Source organism: Bifidobacterium leontopitheci, assembly GCF_009193355.1.
In the GTDB taxonomy this organism is placed as follows: Bacteria; Actinomycetota; Actinomycetes; order Actinomycetales; family Bifidobacteriaceae; genus Bifidobacterium; species Bifidobacterium leontopitheci.
In genome coordinates this window covers 1-20,796 of sequence record NZ_WBVT01000015.1, presented here as the reverse complement: position 1 = coordinate 20,796, position 20,796 = coordinate 1, and the positions used below count along the sequence as shown (strand labels likewise).

Sequence of the window (20,796 nt, the reverse complement as noted above, 5' to 3'; positions counted from 1 at the left end):
CCTATATGCCACCACCCGCATATGATTGGGTAGCAGCAGATATAGGAATGAGGAGGAAGCAAAGAGCATGGACAGCAGAGCAATCAAATTCACTGATGTTGGGCGAACCTGCGTTGCGGCGGCAATCAGTCTGTTGGCCGGCGGAGTAGCGACGTTCTTATGCCCAGCTGTGATCAGGCATTTCTTCCGGCTGACTCAGTACGGTAGTCTCACCCCATGGTATATACATGGCATTCGCTTCATTGTATTCACTTTGGTTCTCGCCGTGCCTGTCTGCGCGATTGCCTTTGGAATCCGGCGTACGGGCATGGCGCTCCATAAGTATCGCTTCATTATTGGCGCAGGAATTGTAGCGCTCTCGGTAGCGCTTAACATCAGCGGATCTTCGATGGGCATGTGGAACTACTGGCTTGGCGGTGACATGTCACAAGGGGTGGTATGGGGGACTCCTCGGCCGATTAGAACAGACGAGTATATTGTCGGCACGCCTTTCGCGTTTTCTCAGGGGTATAACCATTACGGATACTTCAACCCGTTGTTCGGCAATAAGTCGACCGACATGTTCATCATCAAGGATGCGCCGGTTTGGGTCCTTGCCGAGTTGTTCCGGCCATTCCATTGGGGATATCTTCTTTTGGGCAGTGCTCGAGGACTTGCCTTCTACTGGAGTGCCAGACTTGTTGCGCTGTTTCTTGCGTCCTATCAGGTTCTGCTGATGCTGACCAATAATGAAAAGGAGACAGGCGCGCAGCATCATGGACTCTGCTGCTTGGGCGCTTCGATGATAGCGTTTGCGCCACTGATTCAGTGGTGGTTTGCGGTGAACTCGCTCCCGGAGATGTTGATTGCCGTATTCACTTCGGTATGTTGCTTTGACCGTTATCTTGCCGATACCAGGATAAAGGCGAGGGCGTTGTATGCCGCGGCAATTCTGGCTTGTGCCGGCATGTTCATACTGTCGCTATACCCGGCTTGGCAGATTCCTCTGGCTTATGTCCTTCTTGCATTGATTGTTGGTGTCGTCGCCAAGCACTGGGGAGCCATCCACATCACGAAGGCTGACATTGCGATTGCTGCAGCTCTGGTCGTAGCATTTGCCGTCATTATGACGGTATCCCTGATTCCTTCCATGGAAACGATTATGGCAACGTTGCACACAGAGTATCCCGGATCTCGGCAGTCGACTGGAGGCGGATACAGGCCGGTGTTCTTCTTTTCCGCCATCGGTACGCTGATGCTTCCGTTTAGGGAATTCGTCGCGAACAGTGCGGTTCACAACGCGACAGAAGCGGCATTGTTCATTGATCTCTTCCCAATGGGAATTGCGTTGTCTCTTGCCAATATGGTGAAACGCAAGAAGATTGATGTATTCAGTGTGGCGCTGATTGCGGTCGTGACAATGCTGGGCTGCTTCGCGTGCATTGGTTTTCCGTTGTGGCTTTCCAAGATCATGCTGCTCACGCCGGTTACTCCCAATCGCATCATGGTCGCGTTCGCGATTTGCAATATCCTGTTGCTGATGCGCGCCGCTGCATATCGCGCGTGGAATCCGCGCATGTGGCAGATCATTGTCATTGCTGTGATTTATGCGGGGATATCCGCTGTTGCAACTCGTCAAGCCTACCCTGCATACATCGGAGCGTTGACTATCGGCGGATGCTGTGTGATGTCGATATTGTTTGTATGCTCGTTCCTTGCAGAGCACAAGGCGATTCGGCTCTCAGCTGGTTTAATTGCGGGTGTGGTATTGTTCATCAGCGGTATGTCGGTCAATCCCGTACAGTATTCAACCGATCCGATAACGAAGCAGCCGGTGATTGAACAAGTGCAGGCACTGCAGTCAAAGTATGACGGCATGTGGGCGGCGTCGGGCGAGCGGAGCCCATGGATTGCGAATCTGATGGTGGCCAATGGTGTGAAGACATTCAATTCATTGCAGGTCGTGCCTGATATGGTCAGCTGGAAACGCATCGATCCGACTGGACAATGGAAAACCGCCTATAACCGTTTCGCATATGTAGGCATGTCGATTGATGACTCAGCTGTGGAGATGCCTTCCGCTCGTCGAATGGGACCATTTGAGCTTGTTTCACCTGATGATTTCATTTTCCACCCCACGCCACGTCAGCTGGATGATCTAGGAGTCAAAAACGTCCTCGCCACTGAGCCGCTTGACTCGATGCACTTCCCGGATGGGTATTCATTCGTGCGCATCGGTCGAACGATCAATGGGAGGACGCCATACAGGCTGGTTGCCGGTGGAAGGTGATGAGGTGCTATTGTGCCAGTGACTTTATCAGCGTGGGCGTGATTACCTTTGCAAGGGAAAGCGCTCCGATGTACACAGCGTAAAGCAGGATATACAAAGCGCCTACCAACAGAAGATTCATATGCGGAACAATCAGATCAATTCCGTAGGTGATTACGCCAAGGATGACCGCTCCGCCAATGGCCTTCCATGCTGATGGACTCATCACGCTGGCAATGATCTGACGCACTCGGATGAACGACACGAGCATCAAAAGAGCAGTACAGGTCATGCTCGTAGCAGCAATTGCAGTGATTCCACCGTGCTTCGCTGTAAAGATGAACAGAGGGATGATAGTCAGCAAGGAAGCGATGGACAATACGTCTGAGAATCGTGAACTGTTATGAGAATTCAGAATCATATTCAGCAAGACGGTCATGCCCATGAAGAAGTTAGACAATGATAGACAGGTCAGGGCACCGGCTGAAGCACGATAGTCGCTTCCATAGAACGCGGTCAGCAGCAAATTGCTTGAGGAGGATACGATTACAGCAATAGGTAGGATGAACGACAGTGAGATGACAATGATTTCACGTGCTTTGACAATCGCCTGTTCTTTCTTCCCCGCACCTACTAGGTTTGAGATGACGGGAAGAATCACCGTTACGAAAGCGGACAACAAATAATAGGAAATCTTGCCGAAGTTGACGGCTCCAGTATAGTATCCGGACATCTGCGCGGGCCGAACAACGGACTTCACTACCAAAGTATCGACGCTAAGCACCAACGAGACGACGATGAAGAACAGGGAGAAGCTCAGCGTGTTTTTGGCGACGGTTGGGAATGCGATGGCAGGTCCGTCAGTTTGCTTCAGTCGGTTCCTAGAAGCAGTGAGCAATATCAGTCCGATAATGATGGATGCCAGCAGAGCGAACAGGAAGCCAAGCTCTACACCTACAACCGGATTGTCCTTGAACGGGATTAGTACCAGCGGAATGGCTGATAGCTTGGCCAGAGGGTAGATAACGCCGAGCAGTGCGCTGATGCCGAACTGCTGTAAGCCATCATTGATGCCGAGAAGAATAACGAAGAATCCGTTTGCCGGGATAAGAAAAGCGGCTACTTTGAAATAGAAGTCAAGTGAAGCGTCATTGAGTACATATCCGAATGCCGGGGCGCCAAAGAAATTCACACAGAAGAAGAACGCAATCACGATTAGCTGAAACGCAATGGTTTTGCCGATGACGCTCAATGCGCTGAACCGCTTCATCGAGATTTCCTTGGCCAACGATTGCCGCGCCCCATTACTTAGGAACATGTACTCGAAGTCCAGCACGGTGATAATGGTGCCGACAACACCGTAACTAGCCGCAGGCATGGTATTGCCGAGGAAGAAGTGAAGTACGTATCCACTGATGAAGAAGATGACATTACTGGATAAGGAGTAGATCAATCCTCGGCGCATACCATGTACTTTCTTGATTCGTGACGTGACGAGGCAAGTATAATGCTACCGGTGGCTTATCGGGCTTTGGTCATGACCCGGCCCATCTGGTTCAGCAGCCAGAAGCAATGCCATTTGATCAGCGTGGCCAAAACCGATTGCTTGAATTCGAACTTGGTGGTCTTGGCATGACGGAACACATTCTTGAACAGCGGATCATTGAGCAGGTCATGGAATTCTTTTCGGCGTTCGCCATACGACTGCGGGTTCAACGGATGGATAGGCCCAAGGACGACGCAGTACAGCAATTCCCACAGCACGCGATACCGGTACAGTTCAGCGATGTCAGCACGGTCTGAGTATCGTGTATTGACGATATCCTGATATGCTTTCAACGTATGGTGAATGTTCTCAAAGATGTGAGGACGGTATCGATGGCTTTCCGAATTGACTGACCAGCGATAGTAGTACGAGATGTAATCAACTTTCTTGGCCTTCTGACAATAAGAAAGCAACTCGAAATTAAAGACGATATCCTCTTCGTGTTTCACTTCAGGATTGAAATGAAGGCCGTGTGCTGCGAGGAAAGCATGACGGTATATCTTCGCCCAAGGCGTTGGCATGCTCTTATGAGAGACTAACGGGGTGTTGCTCCGAAATCGATTGATGCAGTCACTCTGCAGCTTGCTGATGTCAGGACCTTGGAAAACTGTGGATGCGCCGATGTGATTGGCGGACTGGTCCGGCATCGGAGTGGTGAACTTTTCGTAATCGTAGTACACGATATCCAGATCAGGCGCAGCGGTTTTATGGAAGACCTTTACTGCGTCTTCGGCAACAATGTCATCATTGTCGACGAAGCACAGCCACTCGCCTTGCGCATGAGCGAGAGCAGCGTTGCGAGCGCAGGTAATGCCTTGGTTCTCCTGCGCAAAGACATGGATGAACGGATACCGCTTGGCATATTCCTCGAGTATTGCGGCGCTACTGTCTTTCGACCCGTCGTTGACGCAAATGATCTCAATCGAGCCATCATCCTGACTCACGATGCTGTCCAGCGTCGCCGGCAGATCGTTCTCCGCGTTGTATACCGGAATAAGAAATGATACGAATGGGTGCTGCATGGTGGTTTCCTTTTATCGAGAATGCATCATTGATGTATTAATTGATTATTAATGCTGCTCGAGCTGCAGATGTGCTCGCAGTGAGAAAAGATAGTTTAATAATTCCTTTTTCAGCAAGGAAATATCTTTGCGCTCTATTTTTTGCTTAATCATTTTTTCTGCGTCTCTCAGTTGCTTTTGTTGCGTCTTGCCTTTAGCTGAAATAATAAGCGTGCTCTTGTATTCACTAAAGAACTGGTATGTAGCTTCGTTTCGTGAAACGCTATATGTTGGATTATCGTTAAACATCAGTTTGCCTATATAATCGAGAAGGCATAATTGCAGGAGTGGTGGCGCGAAAATATTGCGTGCCACTTTTCTTTCCATTACATCTGTGCCGAGTATATTATCGAGGCGGACAAAACACATCATTGCGGAAATCGAAGAATCAGAATTTGTGAGATACGATATCCCATCGTCAATTGTCTGAATAAGATTTCTGATCATGTCTGTTGATTTATCGTGATTGCTGTAAAGATTTGCGAAAACTTGAGCAAGCACGATTCCTGCGATGAATGCAATCTCTTTTGAAAGTGCATCATCGCGGCTTGCAATATATGTGCCAATTGTGATTGATGTAATAAAGAGTATTGAAGAGAATGTAGTTTTAGGTTTCACATATTTTGAAAAAGGAATGACAGGCGGAATCAGCCATGCATCATAAGTAAACCATTGGGCTACAAGCAATAGAATCTGCGATAATAACCACAGGATTATCAATCCTAGTGTTGCATTTTTATTAGATGCGGTTACTTGGTGGATTGTGTATAACAGAACAATTACTATTACATATAGGAGCGTGGCAAACGTGGCGGGAGACCATCGCGCAATAAATGCTGATATGCGTTCCAGAAGAAGGTATTCGAAACTGTCATGAGGAGCGCAGCTCAAGGATATCAAGGTCGCAGAATACCCAATCAGTGAAAGAACAAAAAGAATGTAGCTACAAGGTGGTTGCATCAAAGCAAGCGACAAAAGCAGTCCAAATAATGACACCACAAACACAAAATCGACAATTACGTGTCGTACGGTTATTCGATAATTGCGCTTGTTTGAGGACTGCTTATGTCTACACTTTTTTATCCATATTTTCTGGTTTACCCTTTGAACCTGATGACCACGGATATTCAGACGGTTGAGCTCATCATAAACTAGCGTTACAGGCGCACTTTGATTAAGGTCTCTTAAAAAAACATCTGTCTGTTCCGCTGAAGTCATTGTTCATCACCAAATACTTTCACGCTGACCGTGATTGATTTCTTCGAACATGTCGCCGAACGCCAGATTCGGGTTGGTGAAAGGCGCGGTCTCGGCGCGGAAGACCTCGGGCCACTTACGCATGAAGAGGCCGCGTTCGCTTTGGAAACGCAATGCCTTGGCGCCGCTGACTTCGGCTCCGCGTGACATGGACTCGAAGTGGTACAGCTGGGCGGTGGGGCACATGACCACGCGTTTGCCGGACTTCAGCACGCTCAGGCAGAAGTCCACGTCGTTATAGTTGACGGCGAGCTCCTCGTCCATGCCGCCGACGGCCTCGAACACCTTGCGCGAAACCATCAGGCAGGCGGCCGTCACTGCGCCCATGTCTCGAGCGAGCAGCGTCGCCTCGAAGTTTCCGCCCAGATTCGCCGGATAGGCGTGGTACATGTGGCCTGGGCCTGACGGGCCGAAGCCGATGCCCACGTGTTGGATCGTGCCGTCCGGGAACAGCAGTTTCGCACCGGTGCAGCCGACGTCCTCTCGTGTGCACGGTCCAAGCAGTTCCTCGATCCAGTTCGGCGTAATCACCTTCGTATCGTTGTTGAGCATCAGCAGATACTCGCCTTGCGAGTGTGCGGCGCCGAAGTTGATGATGCGCGAGAAGTTGAACGAATCCATGCCGGTCAGCGTCGCCACATGGATACGCGGATCAAGTTTCTGAACCGCGTCATAGTACGCGAACGTCTCGGGCTTTTCGCTGTTGTTTTCCACGATGACAATCTCATAGTTGTCATACGTCGTGTACTTGCGGATAGCCGAGAGGCACTGATGCAGCACGGGCAGCGCATCTTTGTTCGGGATGATGATCGAGACCAGCGGATGGTCGCCGAGATCGTATTCCACCACGAAGCGCCGCGGCGACAGCGGCGAATCCACCACTCTGCCTTTCACGCCGATGCGTTCCAGATGTGTCTCAATCGCCAGACGGCTCGTCTCCAGCGCGTAATCCTTCTGATCGGCGCGCTTCGCCGTCGAATGCTCATGCACTCGCCAGTGGTAGAGTACACGCGGCTCGTGATGTACGTACCGGGCCTTCTCGCCGATGCGGAACGTCATATGGTAATCCTGCGATCCGTCGTACTCGCTGCCAGGCAGGTCGAGCGTATCCATGATGGACTTACGCACGGTCAGGAAGTGACACACGTAGTTCATGCCGAGTAGCAGGTCGGGGTTCCACTCGGTCTTGAAGAACGGCTCACGGTACTTGCCGTCCACAAGCTTGTCTTCGTCGCAGTACAGCATGTCCGTGTCGGGATGCTCGTTGACGGCCTTCGTGTAGCAGTACAGTGCGTCCGGCTCCAGCACGTCATCATGGTCGAGGAAGCACAGGAAGTCGCCGGTTGCGGCCTGAATGCCCACGTTCGTGTTCAACGTGATGCCTTTGTTCTCCGTCACATGGAGGTGCTTGATACGCGAATCCGCCTTGCAGTAGCCATCCACTGCTGCAGCCAGTTCCACTTCGTCAGGAGAGGCGTTGACCAGCAACAGCTCCCAGTTGCGGTACGTCTGCAGCTGGACTGACTTCACCATGTCTCGCAGGAACGGAATCGGCGTCTTATACAGCGGCACGATAATCGAGTACTTCGGTTGTTCGTCGAACTTGACCTGCTGCTGAAGTTTCAGCTCGACGGTCGTCGCGCGATGATTGGCACGGAACCACTCATCATAGTCATGCGTCGCGTTCGCGGTCTCGCGAATAGACTGCCATCCCTGACGGTGTTCCGCCACCTCTACGGTGTCGAAATGCTCGAACGCGTCCGGCAATGTCGCGCAATCCGGGAACCGCACCCAGATCATGAATGACGTGGAATGCGGGATATGCACGGAATAGCTGATGCGACGCACCTTGAAACCGGGAAGATTCTCCATCTCTTCGGTCTCGTCGCTGAAGCAGGTCCATTCTCCGGCGGTCAGCGGATGGCCATCCGAATCGAGCACCTTCACTTCAATGAACGTGCGCTCCTCATTCGCCTTCACGCCGGGAACGACGATCTGTCCCTGTACGATGTCGGAGCCGTCGGCATCGGCCATGACATCGATGACCTTGACGCGAGTGTCTCCCAGTAACGGTTGCTTGTCGTAGTTGCGGATGCGCGTCGCGGTCTCATTGCGCAGCAGCGTATGCATCTGCGAAAGGCGTTTGGCTTCCTTGTGCGTGATTTCCTTGACCAGCGTGTTCTGCACAGTGCCGGATTTGTCCAGCGCCTGAACGGTGACCGTCTGGCTGACGCCGGTCAACGGTAGCACCATCAAGGGGCCGAATGCGCTCGTATCCATCACCTTGACCGGCAGCGGCCAGTCCTGCTCGGTCTTCGACGTTGCAGTGAACTTGGCTGCGTTGACGTTCTGATCCGCGGACAGCGTGGCGTAGATTTTGCCACGGCCGCGCGTGACGTTTTCGATGTGGATGAATTCCTTCTTGCGGGATTTCGTGGTTTCGACGGTGTCGTCGGAGACAGTGGTGCCGGGCTCGTTTGGGTTCTTGAAGTACACGCGCTGCAAATCGATGCCGTTCAGGCCCTTGTCATACAGGTACGTCAGGTACATGCCGCACAGGCGCTCGCCAAGGTACCCGGAGACTCGTCGCGCCACCGCAGTGTAATGCGAGATGTCGGTAAGCTTTTCATGCTCGGCGAGTACGTCAAACAGAAACGCCGAATACTCGTGGAACAGTTCGCGGTTCATCACGAACATGTTGCAGGCGTAGATGCCCTTTTGATTGATGTAACGTTCCGCGCTTGGCCAGATTTCCGGATACTTGAGCTTGATGATGTCCAGCACCGTATCGAGGTCTTCGATATGATGGCCGGCCGAGTACTGATAGTGCTCGTACACGGTCTTGACATCAGGCGCATACGCCATGGTCGGCGCGATGAAGTCGTGCGACTCGATGACCCGCCGCATGGTCGCCTCATCATTGCCAAGCAGCTTCAACGTGGCATCGTCATTGCGCTCTTCCACCACGTCGCCGAAAATGAACGGCTCATGATGAATGGGCAGCTCCTTACCGGAGAAGTTGAAGTACCGGCGATAGTGCAGGAAGCCATAATAATCCGCGTCGACGTTCTTCCAAGCCCAATACTGTGCGGTCAGCTCGCAATAGGATCGGTTCTTCGCCGAGATGTTGTCGGAGCCGTCATCGCGCAGCATTCCCGGGAGCGTGACATTTGAGATGGCGGCACCGACATGGATCGGCTGGAGCAATGGGTTGTCCGGGATGTGAATTCCCGGCTTGTGACACGATACAAACAGCTTGATGTTGGTGGACATTATAGAAAACAATCCTTCCAGTGGTTTTGCGCTGATTATCGTTTACGTCGATTGCTAGTCGGCATCAATGTTTTCCGCATTGCTGCTCGTCACGGTAACAATCGGGAAAGAAACATCGTTGATCAGAGGACCATCACCATATTGCGGATCACGTGTATAGAACACATATGCATTTTCATCGTTCGTGAATGCGATCATGATGGTGCGCTCTGGATTATCCGGATCGGGTACGTGGACAGCAGCACGCACTCGAAAATCACAGTTGTTGAACAGGTTTAGAGGAAGTCTTAGCGTGAGGCTTTGCTTCCCGGATTTGCTCTCCATAGGGTAGGCGCGATCGGAAGTTTCATAGACGATAACGCCATGGCGTGTATCCGTTAAGGAAACAGAAAGGTAGTAGTCGTCTACCTTAGTTGTTTCAAATTCTACTGTAAATTCAAATGAATCTTCAGGGGTTACGATCATGGGAGAGTGCGGGATGATTTTGATATAAGGAACCTGCTCGCTAAGTCCCTGCCTCTCACCAGATTGAACTAGATTGACTTTCGTGTTTTCCAGCGTGTATTGGTTGGCGACCTCTTCCTTATCGCCGCTCACGATAATCTCGCCGTCCTTGATGAGGATGGCCTTGTTGCAGTACTTCTTGACCGCTCCCATATCGTGGGTGACCAGAATGACAGTCTTGGTCGGGTCCTTCTTGATCTGGGTGAAGAAGTTGTCGCACTTGCGCTGGAACGCCTCATCGCCGACGGCCAACACCTCATCGAGCACCAGAACATCGCCCTGCGCCTTGATCGCCACCGAGAATGCGAGACGGACCTGCATGCCCGAGGAATAGTTCTTGAGTTTCTGGTCCATGAAATCTTCCAGCTCCGCAAACTCGACGATATCGTCGTACATCGCGTCGATTTCTTCATGGGTGAAGCCGAGGAGCGCTCCGTTCAGATACACGTTTTCGCGTCCGGTCAACTCGGGATTGAAACCTACGCCGAGCTCGATGAACGGGACAAGTTTGCCGTTGACGGTAATCGAACCTGAATCCGGAACGTAGATTTTAGAGATGAGCTTCAGCAGCGTGGACTTGCCGGAACCATTGCGCCCCACGATGCCGAAGAAGTCGCCACGGTGGACCTCGAAATTGATGTCGCGCAGCACCTGCTGGGTCTTGTATCCCTTGATGCCCTTGGTCCAATTGATGATGGCCTGTTTCAGCCCGGACGCCTGCTCCGTCGGCAGACGGAAGGACTTGGCGACATGGTCGACCTTCAGCACGACATCGGAACCGGCGTTGGCTGAATTCATAGGAAGCTGTTCGGCCATCAGAGCACCTCCGCAAACTTGGCACTATGCTTGTGGAACACGTACGCGCCCAACCACAGTATGAGCAGCGTCAGCAGTAGGGGAATGAATTGCAATGGAGACCCGTTCCACATCGTCCAGACGGTTGGTGTGGTATCCGGGGCGATCAGGTTGTGACGGATATCCTGAATGATCTGAGCCGTCGGGTTGAGCAGCATCAGCTTCTGGATGATGACGCCCTTCGGGCCGAGCTGCGTAACGACCAGGGACAACGGGTAGATGATAGGCGTCGCATAGAAGAGCGCCTGCATGACGACTTCCCAGATATGCTGGATGTCACGGAAGAACACATTCATCGTGGCGAGCAACAGTGCCATGCCCAACGCCAGAATATACAGCTGCAAGAAGTTCAATGGCAGCCACAGCACATTCCAGGTGAACTGGACGTGGGTGAATATGCAGAACACCAGCACCACACCCATGTTGATGGCGAGGCTGATCAGAGAACCGACCGTAGCGGAGACGACGATGATGTACTTCGGGAAATCGACCTTGCGCAGTACATCACCACGACCGGTGATGCCGTTCAGACCCATGGTCGTGGCCTCGGAGAAGAAGTTCCACAGGCCGATACCCAGCAGCAGCACCATCGGGAAGGTCGGGGTGCCATCGGAGAACTTAAGGAACCGGACGAACACCACGTACATCACGCAGAACAGCATGAGCGGCTTGAGTACAGACCAAGCCACTCCCAGGAAGGATCCCTGATAGCGAAGCTGGAAGTCGGTCTTCACCAGCTCCTTGAGAATCACACGGGAGTATCGAAGCTTATCCGCAGTCTTGCGAGTCGTTTTCATCACAAAATCCTTATTCTACCAGCAGCCGCGCATCTCACACATGAGTGATACGGAGCGGACGGAGCCCGTTCCGTATCACTTCAGACGCTTGCGACGTACCCAGTAACGTACCTTATAGGCGAACGACAATGGTGCCCAGCCTACCCGATAGATCACATTGCGGGCAGGCTCGGGTAGCGGCCTGACAAAAACCTTCGCAATCAGCCGCAGCGGCTTATGGGCGAGATGTCGAATCATGCCCAGCGTGGTGAGTACATACCTGAGTTGGCCGGCATTTGCCAGCAGCGTCTCACCGCGGCGGGTGTTACCCAACGAAGTGAGCAACGTGTTCGTGGTATAGAACAGGGAATCTACTTCGATACGCGCATAATGGTCGCTCAACACCCATGCGGGGTAGTAGCCCTGTGATTGCGCGATATAGCCGAGAGAACGCTCGATCGCGTGGGAAATCGTGCCATCAGGGCCCATCTGGCCTTCGGGCAGAAAGCTTTCATACCGCCAATGATATTCGAACAGTGGGCGCAGCGCTTCGGTGCGGAACCAATAGCAGGAGCCCATTGCCGACATGGACGGCTTGGTGCTGTCCAACGGCACATGGATGCGAAGCCGTTTCTCCAGCAGGTCCTTGGTGATGGTGAAATTCGGGCCCCAGTCGCTGGGGAGCGTATGCGCGAAATACAGCGCATGATACGGCGGAGGCGGGCAAGCCATGCCGAGACGAGGGTTATTGGCGAACAGGGCGAGAATGTTGGTCACATAGTCGCGCGATCCCATCGTGTTCTCGAACAGCTTGTAAGAGAATCCTTCTGTCTCGGTGCCATGATGGCCGTTGTCCTGATTCTGACTTGATTTCTTGTCATGGGCGAAGCCGATGACGTCGTATTTGCCGTTCAGCACCACGTCTCGGGCGCCGACCAGCAGCGCGGAGACATCGCGTCCCCGGTTCTGTACAGGGATGAAGGCGACCTGGCGATTCTCCAATAGCCCGGCCTTCTGCATGGCTTCTCGAATCGGTTCGATCTTATCCTGCGTGGTGGTGATGTACAGGTCGACGGAATCGGGGATATTGGCGATATACCGCAGCGTGGTGTCGAGTAGGTCAAGGAAGTAGATGTGGTGGATGAACGCGGCCTTGACGTGCTGGGCATCTTCGCGTAGCGGATTTTCAGTGGCCTTCGGCAGTACATAGCTGAGGTGCATCGCCTGATGGATGTCCAGCAGGTTGTATGACTGCAGCAGCGCATCCCAAATCAGATTGACATCGTAATCCGTGTGGTCACGAAGATACTCGTACAAGTCCAGTCCCGGCTGACCGGCTGTCTGGTCGAAGTAATACTGATACTCCAAGAAGAAAGAGCGCCGCTTGAAGACCGGGCAACGGTCATCCCGAACCAGATCGGTGGGCATGTACAGCAGCGGATAAGTGGAACGCGTACGATACTTCTCGTAGTCAATGTATGACGCCCACGTGAAACCAAGATTGGCGAAATGCGGGGTGAAGGTCATTTCGTGCTTGCGTGTGACCGCCGCATAGCTTTTGAATGATGGCAGATCCTGCCAATACTGTTGGAACTGCTGCGATGAAACCAGCGAACGCCGATATGCATGCCAGTATGCCTGCAGATGCGTGGGGATGTGCTCGTTGTTGACGGTCTCTTCCGGATATGCGGTGATACCCCAAAAGTCGACGGGCTTGGCGTCCATTACCGCGAACATCTCGCTAAACGGATATACAGGGCCGAGAATCGTATCGTTGAGACAGATGACCTCATCATAGGACTCCAGCGTCTTCCACCCGATATGCAGCATCGCTTCGCGATACGCGGCGGCATCAAGCCCGGTGTTATCTCGCACGATGATGTGGTTTGTATAACGCTCAAACAGTTCGCGGGATTCCTGATCAAGTTTGCCATTCACCACCACGACCAAATCGGCGAGATATGGCGTAAGCCCTTTCAGAAACGTGTCGATGAACGATGCGGCATGGCCGTTGCGGTCATAGAAACAGTAGATGCCAAGACGTCTCATCGGTTCGTTGTTCTCCATGGATGTGTGCCTTTACTGGTGCTGTGCTGGTGTGTCAGGCGGTATGCGGCGGAGACTAATTAGTGGGAACCGTCTGATTTATTCTATGAAGGCATGAAAAATGCGAAGAAGCGGTAGCAGGAGAATATATCTCCGACAGTCCCGCCACACTCAGTCCGCCGGGCGGGCGATGATCTTGTCGTCCGCGACGTCCTTGAGGTGCTTGCCGTAGGGGGACTTGCCGTACTTTTCGGCGGCGACGAGCAGCTCGTCGCGGGTGATCCAGCCGTTCTCGTAGGCGATCTCCTCGGCGACGGCGATCGGCAGGCCCTGCGCGCGCTGCACGGTGCGCACGAACTCGCCGGCCTCGTACAGGCTGTCCATCGTGCCCGTATCCAGCCAGGCGTAGCCGCGGCCGAGCGTCATCACGTTGAGCGAGCCGTCTTCCAGGTACATCTTGTTGAGGTCGGTGATCTCCAGTTCGCCGCGCGCCGACGGCTTGACCTGCTTGGCGAACTCGGTGACGCGCTCGTCATAGAAATACAGTCCGGTCACCGCATAGTTGGACGCCGGGTGCGCTGGCTTCTCCACGATCGACACGGCCTTCTTGTTCTTGTCGAACTCGACCACGCCGTACCGTTCCGGATCGTCCACGTAGTAGCCGAACACGGTCGCGCCGTGCTCGACCGCCGCGGCCTTGCGCAGCGTGCGACCCAAACCGTTGCCGTAGAAGATGTTGTCGCCGAGCACCAGCGCGCACGGCTCGCCGTCGATGAACTCCTCACCCAGAATGAACGCCTGTGCCAGACCGTCCGGGCTCGGCTGCACCTTGTAGCTGAACCGCACACCGTACTGTTCGCCGTCGCCGAGCAGACGCTCGAAGTTCGGCAGGTCGTGCGGCGTGGAGATGATGAGGATGTCGCGGATGCCGGCCATCATCAGCACGCTCAGCGGATAGTAGATCATCGGCTTGTCGTACACGGGAAGCAGCTGCTTCGACGTGACAGTGGTCAGCGGGTACAGTCGGGTGCCCGAACCTCCCGCGAGAATGATGCCCTTCATATCAGCCGTTCCTTCCGGTATGTCGCGTGTCGTCGCGCGTCGCGTAGCGCCGCCGAGTGCGTCCCTTACGCCGCGTCGGCGACGAACAAAAGCGATGTTCAGTATAACACTTCAGCTGTGGAGAGCCCGTGAGCATGCGGGCGCCGGGCTGGGGTCATGGTTGTGGTTACTGTGCTCGTGAGCAAGTTGTTCACGAGCACAGTAGCGTTACACGAGCCGGAGAGGCGGCTACACGATTTCGTAACGTGTGGCGGGCAGTGTGTCTGTTGCCTTCTTTGCCTCTATGCGGTTGTTTTCATGAAGAACTGCAATGTCGGATTCCGTCAAATGGTCATCGCACAGGAATTGTGTAATATTTGAATCCGCCACTTTTCCGCCACTTTTCCGCCACTGTTGCCGGGACCGCAGGCCGCCATCGCCGGGTTGATGGTGCGAAATGCCCGCTTTCGGGTGGGGAAAGCGGGCATCTCGCACCATGAAACCGCGGGGTTGCGTGCGGTGTGCGGCTGCGCGGCCGTAAGCCGCACGCAACCGGCGCTCAGTCGCGCTTGAAGAGGTCGCGGGTGTAGACCTTGTCCGCGGCGTCGGCGAGGTCGGAGTTCCAGCGGTTCGCGATGATAACGTCGCAGCGGCTCTTGAACGCGGCCAGGTCGTGCGTGACCTCGCTGCCGAAGAAGTCCGGCTTGTTCAGCGTCGGCTCGTAGACGACCACTTCGATGCCGCGCGCCTTGATGCGCTTCATCACGCCCTGGATGGCGGACTGGCGGAAGTTGTCGGAACCGGACTTCATGGTCAGGCGGTACACGCCCACCACCGGCTTCGCGACGCCCTTCGCGCGGGCCTCCTCCACGCGCTCCTCGATCTCGGAGGCGATGAAGTCCTTGCGCGTGCGGTTCGACTCGACGATCGCGCCGATCAGGTTCTGCGGCACCTGGCTGTAGTTTGCCAGCAGCTGCTTCGTGTCCTTAGGCAGGCAGTAGCCACCGTAGCCGAAGCTCGGGTTGTTGTAGTCGTCGCGGATGCGCGGGTCCAGGCACACGCCCTTGATGATCTCCTGCGTGTTCAGGTCGCGGCTTTCCGCGTACGTGTCCAGCTCGTTGAAGTATGCGACGCGCAGCGCCAGATACGTGTTGGCGAACAGCTTGATTGCCTCCGCCTCGGTCGTGCCGACCACCAGCTGCGGGATGCCGGTGCTGCCGTCCGGGTTCACGCGCCGCGCTTCGGCCGGATCCGCGCCGTTGGCCAGCAGCTGCACGAACGTGTGCGCCGCCGCCACGGCTTCCGCGTCGTCCTGCGGGGCGCCGGCCACGATGCGGCTCGGGTGCAGGTTGTCGTACAGCGCGTGGCCTTCACGCAGGAACTCGGGGGAGAACAGGATGCGCTTGTCGCCCAGCTTCTCGCGCAGCTGCGCCGTGTAGCCGACCGGAATCGTCGACTTGATGACGATCCATGCGGACGGGTCGTACTGGCGGATCGCGGCGATGGCCGCCTCCACGCTCGACGTGTCGAAGTAGTTCTTTTGCGCGTCGTAGTTGGTCGGCGTGGCCACGATCGCGTAGTCGGCGCCCGTGTACGCCTGCTGCGCGTCGAGCGTCGCCTGGAAGTTCAGCGGACGGCTGCCGTTCGCGTTGCCGTCCAGGAACGCCGTGATCTCCTTGTCCACGATCGGGCTCTTGCCCGCGTTCAGCAGCTCCACCTTCTCGGGCACGATGTCGAGCGCGTGAACCTCGTTGTGCTGCGACAGCAGCAGCGCCACCGACAGTCCCACATAACCAGTACCGGCAACCGCAATCTTCACGGCAACTCCTTTATATCTATCCGTACAGGTCGCATCGGCCGGATGATTCCGACGGTCGTGACCGTAATGCTTGCGATATCGCGTTGTGCCGGCGGTCCGGCGCAATCGCTGAGACCATATTCTAACGTTCCAACCGGGCGGTCGCCGCAAACCGCCTGTTTTCCGCCGAAGAATTCACCGCATGTTCGCCGGCGGCGGATTGGCGGTGCCGGAAGCTGTGCGCGCACAGCTGGTCAAGCCGAAACCAGTGGCCTGATGTCTCCTACGGACGCCGTGTCGAACGTCAGTAGGTCGTAGTCGTTTTGCAGATTGAGCCAGTACTGCGGCGTCGTGTCGAGCGCCCGGGCAAGGCGGACCGCCATCGCCGTGCTGATTCGCCGCTTGCCGCGTATGACCTCACCCACCGCCGTCTCCGACACGTTGATGGCCTTGGCGAGCCGGTAATTGCTGATACCGAGCGGTTCGAGGTACTCCTCCTTGAGAATCTGCCCGGGGGAGCTGTACCACTGCCGGTCGGTGGTGATGGGCATGCCGGTGATGGGCGTGTCAGTGGTGGTCGTCGTCGAATCGGACATCGATTGCCTCCTGTGCGTCGTCGTCCCAACGAAATACAAGACGATACTGCTGATTGACCCGTATGCTCCAGTATCCAGCCAGATCGCCGTGCGGCGGCTCCAGCCAGTTGCCATGTACTCTCATTTGACGATACTATCACGTCATGATACTATCGTCAAATGAGAGTATTGGTTGGTGTGCTGTATGTGGCGTTGTTATTTCATGCCATGGATCTTGCGATCGTACACGATGTTCTCGCACGAGCGGATTCGAGACATCGTTGCGCAGCGCATTTTTTGCTGCGGAGAAAGAGTCGCCAACAGCTCGTGCATCCGTGCGGCGTCGTGATGCAGGTTGTCCATGTCCTGATCGTGGTCTTCCGCGTCGGCAGTTCCTCTCAACATTTTGTCTTCTTCTCGCACGCTGTTGACAAGCTCAAAATAACTGCGATACGGATTGACGCCATGCTGCATCGCCAGCGCGAAGTTTTCGGCGGCGGCAAGTGCGTTGTCATGCCAAAAGGCCGCGGTTCGCTTGGAATGTGTGACCGAATCCGGCTCTTGGAGCCAGAAATACAGTATTCGATTCACATCTACGACTTTGGTCATGCGCGAATACAGCTTTCCGGCCATCGTGATGTCCTGCGCATACCGGCCCAGGGGGAACCGCAGGCCGTCCCACAGTTCGCGCCGGTACAGGCGGCACCAGTTCGCTTCGTTGAAATACCGCGTCTCCGTGCGCCTCCCGAGTGCTGAGCCGAGCAGGCGAAGACTCTTGCAGAATACCGTCTGGTAGGCGGCGAGCGGATTGCGGAACACGGTCACGGACTCAGGCTCGTCGGCGCCCTGCGCGGCTTCGGCGACCACCTCGTCGATCTGGGAGACGCCGAACTGACGCCAGCGGGCCTTGCTCATGTCGGCGCCGGTGGCGAGCAGCGCGTGCAGCAGCAGCTCGATGTTGCGGCGGTCCAGGATGTCGTCGTTGTCCGAGAAGGCGATGAACTCGCCGTGTGCGGCGTCAAGACCGGCGTTCTGCGCCTTCGAGATGCCGCCGTTCGTCTGGTGGATCACCGTGACGCGCGGGTCGGCTGCGGCGTACTCGTCGCAGATCGCCGGACTGGAGTCGGTCGCGCCGTCGTCCACGAGGATTACCTCGAGATTGCGGTGGCTTTGCGCAAGAATCGAATCCACGCAGTGACGCAGGTACTGCTCGGCGTTGTACACCGGCACGATTACGGAGACAAGCGGCTCGGTTGCGGAAATTGCAGTCATGACTGTCCATTGTAGCGGCTCCCCTCACGTCACACGGGCCGCCCGGGCCATGTGACGCAAGTTGCGAAACCCTTGATATTGCAACGGTTCTCGTTGTCGTGTCACGTGGGTCGGGCGATCCGCGTGACGCAGTGGGTGCGTTGGGCGTCGCGATTCGCGCGAATGCGCTCCGTGAGCGCGCCGGCGAGTGCGCGCTGAAATGTTACGGGCATGCACGTCAGCGTTCGCGGTACCATAGCCGGTTATGACGAACGAGAAGAAGAACAGCGCCAGCCCGGCCATGTCCGCGAGCGGAACGACCGCGACCGCCGCGGCTGCAACGACCGGCTCCGAAACCACGTCCGCTACGTCCGCAAGCCAGACGGCCGCCTCCACGCTGAAGTCGGTCGAAAGCCTCGACAAGAGCAACGAGATGGCCCGCGGCCTCAACAACCGTCACGTGCAGTTCATCGCCATCGGCGGCACCATCGGCACCGGCCTGTTCCTCGGATCCGGCAAGTCGATCGCGCTGACCGGTCCGAGCATCGTGTTCGTGTACATCGCGGTCGGCGTCATCATGTTCCTGCTCATGCGCGCCATCGGCGAACTCATGTACCGCGACCCGAGCCAGCACACGTTCATCAACTTCATCACGCGCTACCTCGGCAACGGCTGGGGGCACTTCGCCGGATGGTCGTACTGGATCGTGCTCGTGCTCATCGGCATGAGCGAGATCACCGCCGTCTCCACGTACTTCATCACGTTCTTCGACACGTTCGGCATCGACCTGTCAGGTTTCAAATGGCTGATCGAACTATGCTTCCTCGCCGCGCTCGTCACCATCAACCTCATCGCCGTCAAAGCGTTCGGCGAGGCCGAATTCTGGTTCTCGATGATCAAGATCACGCTCATCTGCGCGATGATTGCGACCGCCGTGGTCATGGTCGTCATCGGCTACCATTACGACGCCGTGCAGGTGACCGGCCAGGACGCCGTCTCGCCGGCCGGCCACGCCGGATTTGACAACATCACCAACAACTTCTCCATCGCACCCAACGGCTGGCTCGCGTTCCTCATGAGCTTCCAGATGGTCTTCTACGCCTACGAGATGATCGAATTCGTCGGCGTCACTGTCTCCGAAACGCAGAACCCGCGCAAGGTGCTGCCGAAGGCGGTCAACGAAATCATCGTGCGCGTGCTCATCTTCTACGTGGGCGCGCTCGTGGCGATTATGGTCATCGTGCCGTGGACCTCGTTCACGCCGAACAAGGACGGCTCGTTCGCATCCCCGTTCATCATGGTGTTCCAGTACGCCGGACTCAAGTGGGCGGCGGCGCTCGTGTTCTTCGTGGTCATCACGGCCGCCTCGTCCGCACTCAACTCGCTGCTCTACTCGGCCGGACGCCACCTCTACCAGCTGGCGCGCGAGTCCGAATCGCCCACGTTCCAGAAGGTCGGGCAGGTCTCCAGCCGGCACGTCCCCGCTCGCGCGATCCTGTTCTCCGCCGCGCTGATCCTGCTCTCCCCGGCCGTCAACGCGATCCCTGGCATGTCGAGCGCGTTCGTGCTGTTCGCGTCCGCCTCGTCCGCGGTCATCATCTTCATCTACGTGCTCACGATGATCGCGCACCGCAAGTACCGTCGTTCCGCCGACTTCATCGCCGACGGCTTCGTCATGCCCGCATGGAAGGTCACGAACACGCTGGCCATCGCGTTCTTCGTGTTCGTCTACTGCACGCTGTTCCTGGCCGACGATACGCGCGGCTCGGCGATCGCCGGCGTCGTGTGGCTCGCGGTCTTCGGCGGCTACTGCCTGCTGCGTGACCGCTGGCGTACGCGCGGCCTGCGCGAGGCGTTGCGCGAGTAGCCGTCGCGACGCGCGCCCGTGAGATATCCACGGGTGGTGTATACTGATACAGCCTTCACGCGGCGCTATGTCACCCAACTCCCCCAGGGCAGGAATGCAGCAAGGGTAAGTGGCCTCTGGTGGGTGCGTGAAGGTTTTTCTTTTTCACGTCGGCGTTGGCGCCGACATGTGCCGATGCGCCGCCTACCATTATTACCCCCATCACGACGGACCGTACTCGCTCGTCGGTCTACGAGTACGTTCCGTTTGCGTTTCTCGACCGACCGTACCGGGGACGGGGCTTACGAGTACGTTCGGTTTACGTTTCATGACCGACCGTACCCGAACAGTGGCCTACGAGTACGTTCGGTCAGGAATCTGTGACGGACCGTACTGGGGGAGGGGTTTATGAGTACGTTCCGTCATCTGATAATCGACTGAACGTACTTGAACCGGGCGTACGGGTACGGTCGGTCGGGAATTCCTAACGGAACGTACTCCGAACGGCTGTATGGGTACGGTTCGTCTTGAAATATTGACGGACCGTACTCGGAGGAGGTGCTACGAGTACGGTCCGTTGAAATAATTTGACTGTAATGTCTCGGGGCATGAATGACGCATGTGTCGGGGCATGGTTGACGGTATGTCCTGGGGCATGGTTGACACATGCGTCATGTGCCTGCGTCTCACCCGTCCCCCGGTCCGGCCTTTTGCCGGGG

14 protein-coding genes and 1 other RNA gene are annotated in these 20,796 nt (G+C 55.7%); 3 read left to right on the top strand and 12 right to left on the bottom strand.

Translation table 11 applies throughout. The features are described 5' to 3' along the window. The first annotated feature begins 67 nt into the window (after positions 1-67). Positions 68-2,269, top strand: coding sequence for a DUF7657 domain-containing protein (locus tag F7D09_RS05960; RefSeq protein WP_226836006.1), 2,202 nt, complete (start codon positions 68-70; stop codon positions 2,267-2,269). Positions 2,270-2,276: 7 nt separating this feature from the next. On the opposite strand, the gene F7D09_RS05955 is transcribed toward F7D09_RS05960, so the two are convergent. From F7D09_RS05955 to F7D09_RS05900, 12 genes are all read right to left on the bottom strand, one after another. Next, positions 2,277-3,713 (bottom strand): oligosaccharide flippase family protein, encoded by a 1,437-nt coding sequence (locus F7D09_RS05955; protein WP_152234494.1) that lies wholly within the window; start codon positions 3,711-3,713, stop codon positions 2,277-2,279. Positions 3,714-3,769: 56 nt separating this feature from the next. After that, positions 3,770-4,816: a glycosyltransferase gene (locus tag F7D09_RS05950; RefSeq protein ID WP_152234493.1), complete on the bottom strand. Its 1,047-nt coding sequence runs from the start codon at positions 4,814-4,816 to the stop codon at positions 3,770-3,772. 48 nt (positions 4,817-4,864) lie between these two features. Beyond that, the gene (locus F7D09_RS05945) at positions 4,865-6,073 is read right to left on the bottom strand and encodes a hypothetical protein (RefSeq protein WP_152234492.1); all 1,209 of its coding nucleotides are present in this window, start codon (positions 6,071-6,073) and stop codon (positions 4,865-4,867) included. A 6-nt stretch (positions 6,074-6,079) separates the two neighbouring features. Next, entirely contained in the window at positions 6,080-9,385 is a 3,306-nt protein-coding gene (locus F7D09_RS05940) for a DUF4422 domain-containing protein (RefSeq protein WP_152234491.1), read from the bottom strand. 54 nt (positions 9,386-9,439) lie between these two features. Beyond that, complete coding sequence (locus F7D09_RS05935; RefSeq protein ID WP_152234490.1) at positions 9,440-10,705, bottom strand: ABC transporter ATP-binding protein; 1,266 nt, start codon at positions 10,703-10,705, stop codon at positions 9,440-9,442. Next, positions 10,705-11,541, bottom strand: a complete 837-nt coding sequence (locus F7D09_RS05930) for an ABC transporter permease (RefSeq protein ID WP_152234489.1) — start codon at positions 11,539-11,541, stop codon at positions 10,705-10,707. The genes F7D09_RS05935 and F7D09_RS05930 overlap by 1 nt, the downstream gene beginning before the upstream one ends. Before the next feature lie 75 nt (positions 11,542-11,616). Then, entirely contained in the window at positions 11,617-13,587 is a 1,971-nt protein-coding gene (locus tag F7D09_RS05925; RefSeq protein ID WP_152234488.1) for a rhamnan synthesis F family protein, read from the bottom strand. 150 nt (positions 13,588-13,737) lie between these two features. Next, a complete protein-coding gene (gene rfbA / locus F7D09_RS05920; protein WP_152234487.1) occupies positions 13,738-14,628 on the bottom strand; it encodes a glucose-1-phosphate thymidylyltransferase RfbA in 891 nt (296 codons plus the stop codon). A gap of 538 nt (positions 14,629-15,166) precedes the next feature. Further along, entirely contained in the window at positions 15,167-16,426 is a 1,260-nt protein-coding gene (locus tag F7D09_RS05915) for a UDP binding domain-containing protein (RefSeq protein WP_152234486.1), read from the bottom strand. A 233-nt stretch (positions 16,427-16,659) separates the two neighbouring features. Then, positions 16,660-17,001, bottom strand: a complete 342-nt coding sequence (locus tag F7D09_RS05910) for a HigA family addiction module antitoxin (RefSeq protein ID WP_226836004.1) — start codon at positions 16,999-17,001, stop codon at positions 16,660-16,662. Then, positions 16,973-17,125: a type II toxin-antitoxin system RelE/ParE family toxin gene (locus F7D09_RS05905; protein WP_152234485.1), complete on the bottom strand. Its 153-nt coding sequence runs from the start codon at positions 17,123-17,125 to the stop codon at positions 16,973-16,975. The genes F7D09_RS05910 and F7D09_RS05905 overlap by 29 nt, the downstream gene beginning before the upstream one ends. A 71-nt stretch (positions 17,126-17,196) precedes the next feature. Beyond that, a complete protein-coding gene (locus F7D09_RS05900) occupies positions 17,197-18,252 on the bottom strand; it encodes a glycosyltransferase family 2 protein (protein ID WP_152234484.1) in 1,056 nt (351 codons plus the stop codon). A 280-nt stretch (positions 18,253-18,532) separates the two neighbouring features. Here F7D09_RS05900 and F7D09_RS05895 point away from each other — a divergent pair, with 280 nt between their 5' ends. Beyond that, positions 18,533-20,098, top strand: a complete 1,566-nt coding sequence (locus F7D09_RS05895; protein ID WP_152234513.1) for an amino acid permease — start codon at positions 18,533-18,535, stop codon at positions 20,096-20,098. Between the two features lie 47 nt (positions 20,099-20,145). Continuing rightward, an RNA gene (gene ffs, locus F7D09_RS05890) (signal recognition particle sRNA small type) lies at positions 20,146-20,240 on the top strand. Positions 20,241-20,796 lie beyond the last annotated feature (556 nt).

Excerpts from the sequence above, each read along its gene's own strand:
- F7D09_RS05960 (WP_226836006.1), top strand. The coding sequence starts at position 68 with ATGGACAGCAGAGCAATCAAATTCACTGATGTTGGGCGAACCTGCGTT.
- F7D09_RS05955 (WP_152234494.1), bottom strand. The coding sequence starts at position 3,713 with ATGCGCCGAGGATTGATCTACTCCTTATCCAGTAATGTCATCTTCTTC.
- F7D09_RS05950 (WP_152234493.1), bottom strand. The coding sequence starts at position 4,816 with ATGCAGCACCCATTCGTATCATTTCTTATTCCGGTATACAACGCGGAG.
- F7D09_RS05945 (WP_152234492.1), bottom strand. The coding sequence starts at position 6,073 with ATGACTTCAGCGGAACAGACAGATGTTTTTTTAAGAGACCTTAATCAA.
- F7D09_RS05940 (WP_152234491.1), bottom strand. The coding sequence starts at position 9,385 with ATGTCCACCAACATCAAGCTGTTTGTATCGTGTCACAAGCCGGGAATT.
- F7D09_RS05935 (WP_152234490.1), bottom strand. The coding sequence starts at position 10,705 with ATGGCCGAACAGCTTCCTATGAATTCAGCCAACGCCGGTTCCGATGTC.
- F7D09_RS05930 (WP_152234489.1), bottom strand. The coding sequence starts at position 11,541 with ATGAAAACGACTCGCAAGACTGCGGATAAGCTTCGATACTCCCGTGTG.
- F7D09_RS05925 (WP_152234488.1), bottom strand. The coding sequence starts at position 13,587 with ATGGAGAACAACGAACCGATGAGACGTCTTGGCATCTACTGTTTCTAT.
- rfbA (WP_152234487.1), bottom strand. The coding sequence starts at position 14,628 with ATGAAGGGCATCATTCTCGCGGGAGGTTCGGGCACCCGACTGTACCCG.
- F7D09_RS05910 (WP_226836004.1), bottom strand. The coding sequence starts at position 17,001 with ATGTCCGATTCGACGACGACCACCACTGACACGCCCATCACCGGCATG.
- F7D09_RS05905 (WP_152234485.1), bottom strand. The coding sequence starts at position 17,125 with ATGAGAGTACATGGCAACTGGCTGGAGCCGCCGCACGGCGATCTGGCT.
- F7D09_RS05900 (WP_152234484.1), bottom strand. The coding sequence starts at position 18,252 with ATGACTGCAATTTCCGCAACCGAGCCGCTTGTCTCCGTAATCGTGCCG.
- F7D09_RS05895 (WP_152234513.1), top strand. The coding sequence starts at position 18,533 with ATGTCCGCGAGCGGAACGACCGCGACCGCCGCGGCTGCAACGACCGGC.